Here is a 14,290-nt window from a genome sequence, read left to right on the forward strand (position 1 = left end):
CCACCACGGGTCGCAGTCGTCACCACCATCGGTGCAGGCTGCGGCCCGTGGGTTCCCGGGCCTGGTGATCTTGGGGCTGGGGCGTCGGACTGGGGCCGTGGGACAGGAAATGGGCGCACGAGGGCAGACCACGTAGGATGCAGCGGTGCGTAACCAGAGGGCCACGGGCCGCGACATGTTGATCTCCCTTGCCGTGATCCTGGTGCCGGCGGCACTGATCTATGCGATGTTCTCCCGCATCCCCGAGGAGCCGGAGGTGCCGGTGGCGCCGCTGGCGGCGGTGGTGGAGTCGGCGAGCGAGGAGGCGCCCTACGAGGTGCTCTCGCCCCAGAATCTGCCCGCCGACTGGAAGCCGGTGCGCGCCCGCTACACCAATGACGAGCTGCAGCTGGGGCTGTTGAGCCCCGAGAAGGTCTACTTCGAGGTGAAGCAGCGTCCGGGCGCCAACCAGCGCGCCTTCGTCAAGAACGTCACCCGTGAGGGCATCGAAGAGGGCAAGTCGAGCGTCATCGGCCGCGAATGGACCCGGATGATCACCGAGGACGAGCGCAGCCGCTGCCTGGTGAACGTGGTGGAGAAGAACAAGCCCGCCACCACCGTGGTCTGCGGCGATGCGTCCTACGAGGCGGTGGAGGCGTTCGCCTCGACGCTGGCCTGACGGGCCGCGTCCACCTTCGCCTTGGCGCCGTCGAGCCACTGCTGGCAGATGGCGGCCAGCTTCTCGCCGCGCTCCCACAGCGCCATCGAGTCGGCCAGCGGCACGCCGCCGGATTCCAGCTTGCGCACCACCTCGGCGAGCTCCTCGCGGGCCTGCTCGTAGCTCAACTCGGGCTGGCCGCCCTGGGCCTGGCCGTTGGGTGTCTGGTCGTTCGGTGTCGGGTTGGTCGGTGCGGTGTTGGGGCTCATGCTTGCTCCTACTCGAGGTTCTCGAAGTCGTCCAGGCTGGCGCTGGCCTTGCCGGTGGGGTCGTCGACGCCGCGCACGCCCAGCACCAGCCTGCCGTCGGCCAGATAGGCCATCACGTCGTCGTCCAGGTCCACCTCGTGGATCGAGGTGACCGAATTGCCCTCGCCGTCGGCGAGGATCGAGTAGCCACGCTCCAGGGTGGCCTTGGGGCTCATGGCCCGTACTCGGCTCAGGTCGTGGGCCACGGCCGTCGCCTGCTGCTGCAGCGTCTGGTCGACGGCGCGGGCCAGCCGCAGCCGCAGGGTCTCCAACCGGTCGTAGTGCACATCGAAGCTGGCCGTCGGGTTCTGCAGCACGGGCCGGCTGCGCAGTTGGCTGAGCTGGTGCTGCTCGTTCTGCAAGCGGTTCACCACCGCCGAACGGATCCGACCCAGCGCCTGCCGCACCCGCTCCGACTCCTCCTGGGCGTCGGGCACCACTCGCTTGGCGGCGTCGGTGGGGGTGGAGGCCCGCAGGTCTGCGGCAAGGTCGACGATCGGCACGTCCGGTTCGTGACCGATGGCGGTCACCACCGGGGTGCGGGCTGCGGCCACGGCACGCACCAGGCCCTCGTCGCTGAAGGGCAGCAGGTCTTCCAGCGATCCACCGCCGCGGGCGATGATGATGACGTCGACGCCCGGATGGGCGTCGAGCTCGGCCAGTGCCTGCATCACCTCGGCGGCAGCCTTGGGGCCCTGTACCAAGGCGTGGCGCACCTCGACGTGGGCGGCGGGCCAGCGCAGCGCGATGTTGGTGAGCACGTCACGTTCGGCGGCCGAGTTGGCGCCGGTGACCAGGCCGATCGTGCGCGGCAGGAAGGGCAACCGCTTCTTGCGCATCGGCTCGAACAGGCCCTCCGCCTGCAGCATCCGTTTGCGTTGTTCCAGCTGCGCCAGCAGACGGCCCTCGCCGGCGATGCGGATCTCGCGACACTCGAAGCTCAACGCGCCATTCTTGGTCCACACCGTGGGCTTGATCCACGCCGTGACCGTGGTGCCCTCGGTCAGCGGTCCTGCCGCGTCGAGCACCGCGGTGGAGCAACTGATGGAGGCCGAGGTCTGCGCCAGGGTGTCGCGCATCGTCATGAAGACCGTCGAGCTGCCAGCCCGACGGTTGATCTGGATGACCTGTGCCTCCACCCACACCGCGCCGCAGCGTTCCACCCAGCCCTTGACCGCCTGCACGACGCGGCCCAGCGCCAGGGGCTGTTCCGGGGAGCTCTGCATTGCCATGGTGTTCACCCTAGACGGCGCAACCGACAGTTCCGGCGTGGTGCGGCCCAACGTCCACCCGCCCGGTGCTGCCCGGCCCTGCGGACGAACAGGCCCCGACGGGCGCGATTCAGCAGGGGTTCAGTGGAGCACGCCTAGACTTGGGGCATGACCGAATCTGCCAAGCACGTCGTCGTCGCCGCCCCGCGTGGATATTGCGCTGGGGTCGACCGCGCCGTCATCACCGTCGAGAAGGCGCTGGACCTGTACGGCGCCCCCGTCTACGTACGCAAGCAGATCGTGCACAACAAGCACGTCGTCGAGACGCTCGAGAAGCGCGGCGCCATCTTCGTCGAGGAGCTCGACGAGGTGCCCGAGGGCGCCACCGTCGTTTTCAGCGCCCATGGCGTGAGCCCGATGGTCCACGAGCAGGCCGCCGAGCGTCAGCTGAAGACCATCGATGCCACCTGCCCGCTGGTCACCAAGGTGCACCACGAGGCCAAGCGTTTCGCCAAGGAGGAGACCCCCATCGTGCTGATCGGCCACGCCGGTCACGAAGAGGTGGAGGGCACCATGGGCGAGGCCCCCGATGCCATGACCCTGGTGCAGACCCCCGAGGACGTCGAGACCGTCGACCTGCCCACCGACAAGCCGGTCGTGTGGCTCAGCCAGACCACCCTCAGCGTCGACGAGACCATGGAGACCGTCGACCGGCTGCGCACCAAGTTCCCGCTGCTGCAGAGCCCGCCCAGCGACGACATCTGCTACGCCACCCAGAACCGTCAGATGGCCGTCAAGCAGATCGCGGAGCACTCCGATCTGGTGATCGTGGTGGGTTCGTCCAACTCGTCCAACTCGGTGCGTCTGGTGGAGGTGGCCCTGGAGGCCGGGGCCAAGGCCGCCCACCGCGTCGACAATGCCGCCGAGATCCAGGAGGAATGGCTCGAAGGCGTCAACAGCGTCGGGATCACCTCGGGCGCCTCGGTGCCCGACGAGTTGGTCAACGGCGTGCTGGAATACCTGGAGAGCAAGGGCTTCCCGCAGGCCGTCGAGGAGCGCATCATCGACGAGTCGCTCACCTTTGCCCTGCCCCCGGAGCTTCGCAAGGACCTGCGCAAGGCCGGCAAGGAGTACTGAGCCCGCGCCTCCCGGCAACTGGCAGCCCTCGTCCCTCCTCGGACGGGGGCTGCCGTCATTTACGGCCCGGGATTCATCCCGCCGGGGGAGCTGCGCGATCCAAGCGGGCCGTAGGGTCGTGAGCATGGAGAACACCGCAGCGCACGAGCTGATGCTCTTGGCCCTCGACCCGAACCAGGGTGGGCGCCGTCATGCGCAGCCGTTGAGCTATGCCGTCCCCGTCGTGCTGGCCGCCGAGCTGGCGCTGCAGGGGCGGATCCGGCTGGACGACGGGCGGCTGAGCGTGGTTCCGGGAAACAGCCGGGAGCTGGGCCCTGCGATGCGCCACGTCCTGCAGGCCGCCGACAAGTGCCAGGGCAAGCGGCCCACGGCCGCCGTCCGCAAGCTGCGAAGCGGCGCCGACCTTGCCGTGCTCGACGAGCTGATCAGCTCCAGTCAGGTGCGTCGCGGCAGCAGGACCGTGCTGGGTCTGTTCCAGGCCGACGCGCAGAAGGTGGCCGACTCCGGGCGGGTGCGCCGCCTGGCCCAGGAACTGGCTCGGCAACTCGACCACGGCGTGGCCGACCAGCGTGCGCTGCTGCTGGCCTGGGGCTTGCAGATCGCCCGTCTGGAACGGCAGGTGCTGGGCCAGGACTACCGCCAGCTGCGTCGCGCCGCGATGGACATGAGTGCCCGCGGTGGGCTGCCCGCCGACGCGGTGGCGCTGCTCAAGGGTGGGCTGCGAGCCCGTCAGGCCATGGAGAGTGCCGCGGCAAGCTGAGCCCGGGCGTCACCGGACCGCAGACAGCGCCCTGCCGAGGACGGCGGAGGCCACCTGCTGGTCGAAGCCGTTGAGGTTCACGTGGGTGCCGTCGGGGCGGCCGGGTTCCCCCGAGGGGAGCCTGTCATTGCAGAGCGAAGCGTCCTTGCCGCGGGTGGGCGGGTTCCCGGCTGGGCACAGCACGTCCTCGACCGAGATGGTGCGGATGCGGGAGTCACGACGCGCCTCCTGCCGCACCAGGTCATTCCAGTGCACCCGCAGCTCGTCGCGCTGGGTCATGCGATCCACCAGCGGCGCGCAGGACTTCTCGGTGCATCGGGTCCTGATGCCGGTGCTGGGACGCTCGGTGAGCACGATCACCACGGTGGCGTCGTGTGCGCTGAGCCGATCCACCGACTGCCGCAGTGCTGCCACCTGGGCGGGCCAGAAGGCCGGATCGTCGACGTCCAGCAGACTGCCGTCCTGCCGCAAGGTGGGGGCGATCTCGTAGCGCGACCACCAGATCACCACGCCCGGCCGGCTCTGGGAGATCCGGTCTTCCTGTTTGTCGGCCGCTCGGGCACAGCGCGGCCCAACGACGTCGCTGGCGCTCTGGCGCTGGTTGATGCCCAGCGGGGTGCAACCGCGGGTGGTGCCGTCGATCAGCGTCAGCCCCTGTGACCTGCCAACCCGGTCGAGCGTCGCCATCAGGTGGTAGGGCACCGAATCGCCCACCATCATGACCCGGGTGGGTGAGGTGGCGGGCCGAGGGATGATCGCCTGGGCCGCCGGGCTGGTGAAGGAGCCGCCCAGCGGTGCTGCGCTCATCAGCGCGCAGAGCATCAGCACCGCTGCGCTGGTCAGGATCGTGCGAGGGGTGCGCCACCCGGGCATCCGTCCGGCCAGGATGGGGCTTTCCACCAGGTGATAGCTGGCGCTGGCGCAGGCGATGGTCGCGGCCAGGGCCAGGGCCGCACGCACGGGGTGGAAGCTCATGTGGGTGTCGAAGGCGAGCGCCAGCGGCCAGTGCCACAGGTAGATGCCGTAGGAGATGCGGCCCAGGTAGGCCAACGGAGCCCATCCGAGCAGCTTGCCGGGCCGAAAGTCCGGGGCCCAGACCAGGGCGACGATCAGGGCGGCGATGGCCACGCTGAACAGCAGGGCGCCACCTTGGTAGTAGTGGCCGCGATTGCGCAGCAGGGGGAGCAAGCCGACGGCCCCCACCAGCCCCAGCCAACCCAGCAGACGGGCGTGGCGCAACAGCAGGCGTCGCAACACCGGCTGGGACAGCGCCAGCGCGAGCAGCGCGCCGATGAGGGGCTCGAAGGCCTTGGCGTCGGTACCCATGTAGGGACGGTCGGGCCGCTCGGGGTGCCGCACGAACCACTGGGTGACCAGGAAGGAGGCCATGATCAGCACCGTGCACAGGGCGGCGGTGAGCCACAGCAGCCGTTCCCGGCGCCACCCCAGGGCCCGGCCGACCGCGACAGTGGCCAGGACCAGCAGCGGCCAGGCCAGGTAGAACTGTTCCTCCAGAGAGAGCGACCACATGTGGTGCAGCGCCGAGGCCCTGGCCTCCACGGCGAAGTACAGGCCTTGGTCGATGAAGTGCCAGTTGGCGAAGTAGAGCGTCGCGGCGGTGACGTCACCACCAATGTCGGGCCGCTGGTAGGGGCGCGCGACGAACCAGGCGTAGACCAGCACCGAGAAGACCACGAGCATCGCGGCCGGCAGCAGCCGCTGCAGTCGCCGGGCCCAGAAGCGCACCAGGTTGATGGTGCCGTCGCGGCTGACCTCACCGGCCAGGCGGGTGGTGATCAGGTAGCCGGACAGCACGAAGAAGACGTCGACACCGATGAAGCCGATGCCAAGCCCCGGGGCGGCGAAGTGGAAGCAGACCACCAGCATGACGGCCACGGTGCGCAGCCCGTCGAGCGCGTCGATCCGGCCCCGACGGGTGGGCGTGGCGACAGGCTCTGTGGCGGGGGGCATCGGCAACTCCAGAAGGATGGTCCAGCTCGGGGCGCCCCCGCGCCCGTGATCTTCGTGGGATCAGCTTGCCACTGTCTGTCTCAGATCAGGAAGCGGTAGAAGGGCGAGTCGGGGGAGACCACCTCGGCGGTGATGCCGGAGGAGGCCATCCGTTCCAGCAGCGCCGGATAGGTGTCGGGGTCACCCAGCTCGATACCCACCAGGGCGGGGCCGATGTCGCGGTTGGAACGCTTCACGTACTCGAAGTAGGTGATGTCGTCATCGACGCCCAGCACCTCGTCCAGGAAGCGACGCAGGGCGCCCGGCTCCTGGGGGAAGTTCACCAGCAGGTAGTGCTTGCGGCCTTCCTGGATGAGGGAACGCTCGACGATCTCCGCGTAGCGGGAGACGTCATTGTTGCCGCCGCTGACGATGACCACGACGCTCTGGCCGGGTTCCACGGTGACGGCTGGGCTGTGCCAGGCCGAACGCAGCGCGGAGGCGGCCAGGGCACCGGCCGGCTCGGCGATGATGCCGTCGATCTGGTACATCTCCAGCATCTCGGTGCAGATCTCGCCTTCGGGCACATGGACCAGCTCGACGCCGGCCTCCTGCACCAGTGGGAAGGTGACGTCACCGGCGCGGCGCACCGCCGCACCGTCGACGAAGGTGTCGATGTTGGGCAGCTCCACCGGCTTCCCGGCGGCGCGCGCGGCAGCCATGCAGGCCGCCCCGGACGGCTCGACCCCGACGATGCGGGTGCCGGGGCGTCGGCTCAGCCATGCTGCGCAGCCCGCGAGCATGCCGCCGCCCCCCACGGGAACCAGCAGCACGTCGGGCACGTGGCCCAGCTGCTCGACGATCTCACGGGCCACGGTTCCCTGACCGGCGGCGGTGCGGGGGTCGTCGAAGGCGGAGACCATGGTGGCTCCGGATTTGGCGACGTAGTCCTTGGCTGCGGCCGCCGCCTCGTCGTAGGTGTCACCGGTGACCACCAGCTCGACCCATTCGCCGCCCAGCGCGGTCATCCGGTCTCGCTTCTGGCGCGGGGTGGTGGTGGGCACGAAGATGCGGCCCTTGATGCCGAGCTTGGCGCAGCTCCACGCCACGCCCTGCCCGTGGTTGCCGGCCGAGGCGCAGACCACGCCGGCGTCGCGCTCGGAGTTGGGCAGCTGGCTGATCAGGTTGTAGGCGCCGCGCAGCTTGTAGGAGCGCACCGGCTGCAGGTCTTCCCGCTTGAACCACACGTCGGCACCGGTGGCCTCGCTCAACCGTTCATTGCGTTGCAGGGGCGTTCTGACGCTCACTCCGTAGAGCCGGGGGGCAGCGTCGTCGACGAAGTTGGCAAGGTCTGCAAGCGTGGTCACCCGAGCCATCCTAGGCCCGTGTTCAATGGCGGCTCGGCCCTCGCCGTCAGCTGGAACGGCGACGCTGCTCCAGCTCCACCACCGGCGGCTGGGCATCCAGCAGCTCGTCCAGCGACGGCTCCGGGCGGGTGAGTTCGGCCTGCTCGGGAAGCTCGCTGGACGCTGCGGAGGGGCCAGCCTCCAGCTCGGCGGGCTCGTCGTCGGCGTCGAGGGCACGGGTCAGTTCGGTGGCGGTCAGGGGCCGGGGCGTCTCCTTGACCGCCTTGCCCTGCGGCAGCTCCGAATGGGTGACCTCGAGCTCGTTGAACTTGCGGGCGGTGACCATCACCCGGCTCTCCAGGGAACCGAGCGTGGAGTTGTAGGCCTTGACGGCCTGGGTCAGGCCGCGGCCCACCCCGTCGAAGTGCTGGCCCATCTTGCCCAGCCGCTCATACAGTTCCCGGCCAAGCTCGGCCACCTGGGCGGCGCTCTCGGCCAAGGCTGCCTGCTGCCAGCCATGGGCGACGGCTCGCAGCAGCGGGATCAGGATGCTGGGGGTGGCCAGCGTGATGTTCTTGCGTGCCGCGTAGTCGTGCAGGTCTGGCATCTGTTCGTGGGCCGCCTGCAGGAAGGCCTCGCTGGGCATGAACAGGATGGTGAACTCGGGGGTGTTCTTCTCCAGCTTCCAGTACTGCTTGCTGGAGAGCTGGTCGATGTGGGTGCGCACGTGCCGGGCGAAGGTGGCCAGGTGCGCGTCGCGCAGATTGTCGTCGGCCGCCTCGTAGGCGTCCAGGAAGGCACTCAACGGCACCTTCGAGTCGACGAAGAGCACCTTGCCGTCGGCCAGGTTCACCTTCATGTCGGGACGCAGCGTGCCGTCCTCGGTGGTGGTGGAGGTCTGCAGGTCGAAGTCGCAGCGCTCCACCATGCCGGCCAGCTCGGCGACGCGCTTGAGTTGGGTTTCGCCCCAGGTGCCGCGCACCTGGGGCTTGCGCAGCGCCGTCACCAGCGAATTGGTCTCCCGGCGCAGGTTCTCACTGGTGGTGAGCACCGACTTGATCTGCTCGCGCATCTCTGCGGTGGCGCTGGCCCGCTCGCGTTCCACCTGGTTGATCCGGTCATTCATCAGCTTGAGGCTCTCGGCCACCGGCGTCATCAGATCGGCGGTGGCCTTCAACCGTGCCTCGGCGGCGGCGTCGGCCTGCTTGCCCTGCTTCTCGAGGGTTTCCGAGGACAACACCTTGAAGCGGTTCTCGATGCTCTCCCGATCGGCTGCCAGCTCCTCGGCCCGCTTGACGGCGGCGTCACGCTGGGCCGTCATGCCGGTCAGCTGCGCCTGCACGTCGGCCTTCTCGCTCAGCGCCTGCGCGGTGAGGGCATTGGCCTGCGCCACCTGGGTCTCCGCATCGCTGATGCTGGCGCGCACGGTGGCGGCCTCGGTGCGGGCACGCTCAGTCTCGGCCTTGGCGCGTTCCACGTCGGCGCGCATCTCCGAGACCTGGTTCCACGCCTTGGCGGCGTCGGTGCGCACATTGGCCACCTCGGTGCGGGCGGCGGCAGCCTCCGAACGGGCCTCGGCCAAGGTGGCCTGGCCCGCCGACTCCAGTTCTGCGCGGCGAGCACGGGCCACCTGCCAAGCAGCCAGCGCGCCCACCAGCAGGCCCAGGGCCAGGCCGGTCAGGAGCAAGACGAGTGAGGTGGTGTCCATGTGCTCCACTCTGCACGATGGGTCTGACAAAACTGGTGAGGCGGCTCCCCACACATCCCGATCCGTCGCCAGCCCGAGCCCTCAGAAGGCCCTGGCCGGGCGGTTTCAGCGGTTGATGGAGGCCGCCATCCGACGCCAGGTGTGCCGCACGCCCCGGATGGTCACCGAGTAGTCGTGGATGTTGCGGGGATCGGCAATCCCGGTGAAACCGCCATCGCCCAAGTGGTGGACGTCGGCGCCGGCCTGCTTGCAGGCCAGCGCAATCGCGCGGATCGTCGCCGAATCGGCCCCCTCCTGGCTGGTGCCGATGCTGGTCAGCGCCAGGGCGCCCAGCTCATGGGCGGTCTGCACCAGGCCGTGCACCTGCGCCGGGGTGATGCCCGGCACCGTGCCCGGGGCAGGGACCAGCACCACGTCGGCCCCGGCCGCCACATAGGCGCGGATCGCCGCGTCGTCGACCAACTCACTGCCGGCCTGTGAGGCGCCGGCGGCGTGCATCCGGCCGCCCACCACCATCAGTTGCCCCTCGGCAGCCTGTGCCACCTGGGCGATGCCGTCGATGATGGCGGCATTGTCGGCGCCGGTGGCCGGGTTGGCCGTCACGACGACGAACTGCACGCCCAGCTCGATGGCACGACGGGCATTGTCGGCCCTGGCGAGGCGGCCCTCGGGCACCCCGCAGGGCTCTAGGTTGATGCCGATCACCCGTCCGGTGAGCCGCTGCAGTGCGCGGATCACCTGGTCGGGCTCGCACTGCGGCAGCCCGGCGATCGCAGGAGAGTGCACGTCGAACAGGTTGCAGATCAGCAGGTCTGCGCCCATCGCGGCCACCAGCTCGGCATTGCTCACCTCACGCAGCAGCGGCTGCACGGCACCGATCACCTCGGCCGCCACCACCCGGCCCTCGGACTGCCGGATGGCCTCGGTCAGGTCACGGCCGCGCAGCTCGGTGAGCTGGTGGCCCGCCAGATCGAGCAGACGCGTCACCGCTCAGGCCTTCCTGCTCTTGCGCTGCCGGGGCTGCACCTCGTCGGGAATGGTGAACAGCAGGTCTCCGGCCTCCACGTGCTGGCCGACGGCCTCGGAGGTGATGCTGCCGGCGGGGGCCTCCATGGCGCAGACCAGCACCTCGGGAGAGAGCTGCCTGGCGGTCACGTCGGCCGGGTTCCACGCGATCATCTGCTGGCCGCGGGTGACCGAGCCGGAGCTGGGGCACAGCACCTCGAAGGGCTCGCCCTTCAGCTTCACGGTGTCGATGCCCAGATGCACCAGCAGGCCCAGTCCGTCATTGGTGGTCAGGGCGAAGGCGTGCGGATGCACCTTGGCGAGCGTGCCGCCGGCCGGGCAGAGGGTCACCTGGGGCTGCTCGTCGGGAACCACCAGGACCCCGCCGCCGACCATCTCGGCCGCGAAGACCGGATCGCTGGCCTCGCTGAGCGGCCGCACCGTGCCGGCGACGGGGGAGAAGACCTGACGGCTGGAGGTCACATCAGGTCCTGGATGTCTTCGGCCAGGGTGTCGGCCTCGGGGCCCACGATCACCTGGATCTGGCGTCCCTGCTTCATCACGCCCATCGCACCGGCGGCCTTGAGAGCGGCCTCGTCCACCAGGGACGGATCGCCCACCTCGGTGCGCAGGCGGGTGATGCACGGTTCCAGGTCTTCGATGTTGTCGGCGCCGCCCAGGGCGGCGAGCAGTGCTTCGGCCTTGCTCATGGTCTTTCCTTCCGTTGGGCCCCGTCGTTGGGGCTGGGCCACCAGTGTGGCTCGGGCCACTTGACATTGTCACGAGGACTGACCACACTCACTGGTACGTACCGGACGGTACCACAAGAATTCTGGATCGGACCATGGCGGTTCGAGTCCTCGCAAGGGAGCAATCGTGGCCATCGAGCCCAGCCAGACGTCGGGATCCAAGCCCAAGTACGTCGTCCTCATGGACGAGCTGCGCCTGTTCGCCCAGGCGCAGGGCCCCGGTGCCCACCTGGACTCGGAGCGTTCCCTGATGGCGACCCATGGCGTGAGCCGGGCCACGGTGCGCCGGGCGATCAGCGAGCTGGTGCACGAGGGCGTGCTGGTGAGCAGGCCGGGCGCCGGCACCTTCGTCGCCGAACCCTCCGTCCAGACAGACCTGCACCTGGCCTCCTTCACCGAGGACATGACCCGACGGGGCCACACGCCCTCCACCCGGGTGCTCGAGGTGCGCCGCCAACGCCCCACCGCGTCGGTGGCCCAGCTCTTCGACACCGGTGAGCCCGTGTGGCACATCGCCCGGATCCGGCTGGCCGACGGTGAACCCATGGCCTACGAGGAGCAGGTGATCAACCCCCGGTTGGCGCCAGACCTGGGCAGCAAGAACCTGTCCGGATCGGTCTATGAAGTCCTGGAACGCGACTACGACTGCCCGGTGGATGCTGCCGAGCAGAACCTGTGGGGGACCGTCGCCGACGAGCGGCTGGCAGAACTGCTGGGGATCAGGCCGGGGCAGGCCCTGCTGGTCTTCGACCGGATCTCCACCAGCCGAGGGCGTCCCCTGGAGTCGGTTCGCTCGTGGTACCGGGCCGATCGCTACAGCATCCACATGAGTTTGGACTCGTCCATGCGCGGATGAGCCCAGCAAGACCCCCTATCCCCCCCGAAAAGAGCACGACAACCATCAGGGTCACGAAAGGACCCGGGGAGATGCCGTCGACGGCGGCACGAAAGGACAAACCATGTCTGTGAACACAGCTGGAACAGACTCGGGCGCCACGGCGGACTCGGGCAAGCAGAAGGTGGCCGACCGCGCCTGGTTCGGATGGGTGCAGCGGCTGGGCCGCAGCCTGATGCTGCCCATCGCGGCCCTGCCGGTGGCGGGCCTGATGATGCGCCTGGGCCAGGATGACCTGTTGGGCAAGGAGGGCGCCGGTTGGAATGCGGTCGCCTCGGTGGTGGGCTCGGCGGGCGGTACGCTCTTCGACAACCTGCCCATGCTCTTCGCGCTGGGCGTGGCCGTGGGAATGGCCAAGAAGTCGGATGGCTCCACCGCGCTGGCAGCCATCGTCGGCTACCTGGTCTACAAGGCCGTCTGCGGCGCCATGAGCCCTCACATCGGGCTGCCCGTCGTCGACGGTGAGCAGACCTTGATCAACTACGGCGTGCTGGGCGGCATCCTGGTGGGGATCATCGCCGCCGCCCTGTGGCAGAAGTACCACCGCATCAAGCTGCCGGCCTACCTGGCCTTCTTCGGCGGGCGACGCTTCGTGCCCATCATCACCTCCTTCGCCACCATGTTCCTGGCCGTCGCGATGGCCTTCATCTACAAGGCCTTCAACGCCGGCCTGGTGGCCCTGGGGCACTGGATCGCCGCCAACACCGTCATCGGTGGCTTCGTCTACGGCACGGTCAACAAGCTGCTCATTCCGCTGGGCCTGCACCACATCCTCAACACCACCGTGTGGTTCCAGATGGGCAACTGCGTCAAGGACGGCGCCCCCGCCCACGGCGACCTGACCTGCTTCTTCGCCACCCAGGGTGCCCAGGGCGGCACCTTCATGACCGGCTTCTTCCCGATCATGATGTTCGCCCTGCCCGGTGCCGCCCTGGCGATCTGGCACTCGGCCCGTCCGGAGAACCGCAAGAACACCGGCGGCCTGATGGTGGCCGGCGCCCTCACCTCGCTGCTGACCGGCATCACCGAGCCGCTGGAGTTCGCCTTCATGTTCGTCGCCTGGCCGCTCTACCTGCTGCACGCCGTGCTGACCGGCACCTCGCTGGCGCTGGTGAACGCGCTGGGCATCCGCGACGGATTCACCTTCTCGGCGGGCCTGTTCGACTACGTGCTGAACTTTGGCATCGCCACCAAGCCCTTGCTGCTGCTGGCCGTGGGGGTGGGTTATTTCATCCTCTACTACGTGCTGTTCAGCCTGGTCATCCGGGTGATGAACCTGCGAACCCCGGGCCGTGAGGCACCGGGCGAAGAGATCAAGATGGACTGAGCTCCACCACACACAGCGGGCCGGGTCGTCGTCGTGAGCGACGAGGGCCCGGCCCTCACCATCTCCTGTCCAATGAAGGAAGAAGCCATGTTTGATCTTGCTGGGAGCCACCATGAATGACACGCGCACCGTGCTGCGGGCCTCGCGCATCCTCACCCCCGAACCACTCGACGACGGGTGGGTGATCTTCCAGGGCCGCACGGTGGTGGACGTGGGGCAGGGGCCGCACCCTGCCGCCGACGAAGTGGTGGATCTGGGGCAACACACCATCACCCCGGGATTTGTCGACATTCATGCCCACGGTGGGGGCGGGGCGGCCTACACCGACGGTGTGCAGGCGGCCCACACCGTGCTGGCCACGCACCGCGAGCACGGCACCACCTCTGCCATGGCCTCGCTGGTCACCGACACCATCGAGAACCTGGCCACCCAGGTGAGGGCCCTGGCGCCCCTGGTGCACGACGACGAGCTGCTGGGCATCCATCTGGAGGGGCCGTGGCTCTCGGAGCACCACCGCGGCGCCCATGATCCCGAGCTGCTGCAGGATCCGTTGGCCGACGACATCGCACGCCTGTTGCAGGTGGCCGAGGGCACCATTCGCATGGTGACGCTGGCGGTGGAGCGGGAGGGGGGCCTGGCGGCGGTCTCCCAGCTGGCAGATGCCGGGGTCATCGTCGCGCCGGGCCATTCGCATGCCACCTATGAGGAGGCACGGCAGGCCATCGAGGCCGGTGCCCGAGTGGCCACCCACCTGTTCAACGCCGAGCGTGGCATCCATCACCGTGAACCCGGCCTGATCCCGGCCCTGGTGGAGGACGACCGCGTCGTGGTGGAGTTGATCGCCGACGGGGTGCACGTGCACCCGACGATCGTGCGTGACGTCGCCCTGCTCAAGCCCCGCCGCCACGTGCTGGTGACCGACGCGATGGCCGCCGCTGGCAGTGAGGATGGCGACTACCTGCTGGGGCCGCTGGCCGTCGAGGTTCGCGACGGGATCGCCCGCCTGGCCGGTGGGGGAGCCATCGCCGGCAGCACGCTGACCCTGGACCGGGCGATCCGCTTCTGCGTCGAGCAGGCGGGGCTTGACCTGGTGGACGTGGTGCGGGCCGCCACCCTGACCCCCGCCGACGTGGTGGGCCGCCCGGATCTGGGCCGGATCGAACCGGGTGCCCGGGCAGACCTGGTGGTCTTGGACGAGACCCTCTACGTGCAGCGCGTGCTGCGCGCCGGGCAGTGGATTGCCTGAGCTGGCGGAAG

Annotated in this window: 14 protein-coding genes; 6 read left to right on the top strand and 8 right to left on the bottom strand. The window is 69.2% G+C overall.

Translation table 11 applies throughout. From position 1 onward, the window contains the following. Positions 1-145 precede the first annotated feature (145 nt). Entirely contained in the window at positions 146-658 is a 513-nt protein-coding gene (locus ACOAMO_RS08235; protein WP_420174326.1) for a DUF4245 domain-containing protein, read from the top strand. Here the strand turns inward: ACOAMO_RS08235 and ACOAMO_RS08240 are convergent. Further along, positions 619-906, bottom strand: coding sequence for an exodeoxyribonuclease VII small subunit (locus ACOAMO_RS08240; protein ID WP_420174327.1), 288 nt, complete (start codon positions 904-906; stop codon positions 619-621). The genes ACOAMO_RS08235 and ACOAMO_RS08240 overlap by 40 nt on opposite strands. 8 nt (positions 907-914) lie before the next feature. Next, positions 915-2,177: an exodeoxyribonuclease VII large subunit gene (gene xseA / locus ACOAMO_RS08245; RefSeq protein ID WP_420174328.1), complete on the bottom strand. Its 1,263-nt coding sequence runs from the start codon at positions 2,175-2,177 to the stop codon at positions 915-917. Positions 2,178-2,324: 147 nt separating this feature from the next. Here xseA and ACOAMO_RS08250 point away from each other — a divergent pair, with 147 nt between their 5' ends. Further along, positions 2,325-3,293: a 4-hydroxy-3-methylbut-2-enyl diphosphate reductase gene (locus ACOAMO_RS08250; protein ID WP_420174329.1), complete on the top strand. Its 969-nt coding sequence runs from the start codon at positions 2,325-2,327 to the stop codon at positions 3,291-3,293. A gap of 124 nt (positions 3,294-3,417) precedes the next feature. Further along, on the top strand, positions 3,418-4,053 hold the full coding sequence (locus ACOAMO_RS08255) for a GOLPH3/VPS74 family protein (protein ID WP_420174330.1): 636 nt from the start codon (positions 3,418-3,420) through the stop codon (positions 4,051-4,053). Between the two features lie 9 nt (positions 4,054-4,062). Here ACOAMO_RS08255 and ACOAMO_RS08260 read toward each other — a convergent pair whose 3' ends face one another. From ACOAMO_RS08260 to ACOAMO_RS08285, 6 genes are all read right to left on the bottom strand, one after another. Beyond that, the gene (locus ACOAMO_RS08260) at positions 4,063-6,024 is read right to left on the bottom strand and encodes an acyltransferase family protein (RefSeq protein WP_420174331.1); all 1,962 of its coding nucleotides are present in this window, start codon (positions 6,022-6,024) and stop codon (positions 4,063-4,065) included. 80 nt (positions 6,025-6,104) lie between these two features. Beyond that, positions 6,105-7,370, bottom strand: coding sequence for a threonine ammonia-lyase IlvA (gene ilvA / locus ACOAMO_RS08265; RefSeq protein WP_420174332.1), 1,266 nt, complete (start codon positions 7,368-7,370; stop codon positions 6,105-6,107). A gap of 46 nt (positions 7,371-7,416) precedes the next feature. After that, positions 7,417-9,057, bottom strand: coding sequence for a DNA recombination protein RmuC (gene rmuC, locus ACOAMO_RS08270; protein ID WP_420174333.1), 1,641 nt, complete (start codon positions 9,055-9,057; stop codon positions 7,417-7,419). Positions 9,058-9,162: 105 nt separating this feature from the next. Then, positions 9,163-10,044: a hypothetical protein gene (locus tag ACOAMO_RS08275; protein ID WP_420174334.1), complete on the bottom strand. Its 882-nt coding sequence runs from the start codon at positions 10,042-10,044 to the stop codon at positions 9,163-9,165. A 3-nt stretch (positions 10,045-10,047) separates the two neighbouring features. Then, positions 10,048-10,545 carry a PTS sugar transporter subunit IIA gene (locus ACOAMO_RS08280; RefSeq protein ID WP_420174335.1) on the bottom strand — a complete coding sequence of 166 codons (498 nt, stop codon included), beginning with the start codon at positions 10,543-10,545 and terminating at the stop codon, positions 10,048-10,050. Next, positions 10,542-10,814, bottom strand: a complete 273-nt coding sequence (locus ACOAMO_RS08285) for a glucose PTS transporter subunit EIIB (RefSeq protein ID WP_420176991.1) — start codon at positions 10,812-10,814, stop codon at positions 10,542-10,544. Before ACOAMO_RS08285 ends, ACOAMO_RS08280 begins: the two co-directional genes overlap by 4 nt. A 124-nt stretch (positions 10,815-10,938) precedes the next feature. On the opposite strand from ACOAMO_RS08285, the gene ACOAMO_RS08290 reads away from it, so the two are divergent. From ACOAMO_RS08290 to nagA, 3 genes are all read left to right on the top strand, one after another. Next, complete coding sequence (locus ACOAMO_RS08290; RefSeq protein WP_420174336.1) at positions 10,939-11,667, top strand: GntR family transcriptional regulator; 729 nt, start codon at positions 10,939-10,941, stop codon at positions 11,665-11,667. Positions 11,668-11,770: 103 nt separating this feature from the next. Continuing rightward, on the top strand, positions 11,771-13,033 hold the full coding sequence (locus ACOAMO_RS08295) for a PTS transporter subunit EIIC (protein WP_420174337.1): 1,263 nt from the start codon (positions 11,771-11,773) through the stop codon (positions 13,031-13,033). A 112-nt stretch (positions 13,034-13,145) separates the two neighbouring features. Beyond that, a complete protein-coding gene (nagA, locus tag ACOAMO_RS08300; RefSeq protein WP_420174338.1) occupies positions 13,146-14,279 on the top strand; it encodes an N-acetylglucosamine-6-phosphate deacetylase in 1,134 nt (377 codons plus the stop codon). The last annotated feature ends 11 nt before the right edge of the window (positions 14,280-14,290 follow it).

The organism is Luteococcus struthionis (assembly GCF_048595755.1).
Classification (GTDB): Bacteria; Actinomycetota; Actinomycetes; order Propionibacteriales; family Propionibacteriaceae; genus Luteococcus.

What these genes read in the sequence shown, in the direction of transcription:
- ACOAMO_RS08240 (WP_420174327.1), bottom strand. Translation starts at nt 906, where the DNA reads ATGAGCCCCAACACCGCACCGACCAACCCGACACCGAACGACCAGACA.
- xseA (WP_420174328.1), bottom strand. Translation starts at nt 2,177, where the DNA reads ATGGCAATGCAGAGCTCCCCGGAACAGCCCCTGGCGCTGGGCCGCGTC.
- ACOAMO_RS08250 (WP_420174329.1), top strand. Translation starts at nt 2,325, where the DNA reads ATGACCGAATCTGCCAAGCACGTCGTCGTCGCCGCCCCGCGTGGATAT.
- ACOAMO_RS08255 (WP_420174330.1), top strand. Translation starts at nt 3,418, where the DNA reads ATGGAGAACACCGCAGCGCACGAGCTGATGCTCTTGGCCCTCGACCCG.
- ACOAMO_RS08260 (WP_420174331.1), bottom strand. Translation starts at nt 6,024, where the DNA reads ATGCCCCCCGCCACAGAGCCTGTCGCCACGCCCACCCGTCGGGGCCGG.
- rmuC (WP_420174333.1), bottom strand. Translation starts at nt 9,057, where the DNA reads ATGGACACCACCTCACTCGTCTTGCTCCTGACCGGCCTGGCCCTGGGC.
- ACOAMO_RS08295 (WP_420174337.1), top strand. Translation starts at nt 11,771, where the DNA reads ATGTCTGTGAACACAGCTGGAACAGACTCGGGCGCCACGGCGGACTCG.
- nagA (WP_420174338.1), top strand. Translation starts at nt 13,146, where the DNA reads ATGAATGACACGCGCACCGTGCTGCGGGCCTCGCGCATCCTCACCCCC.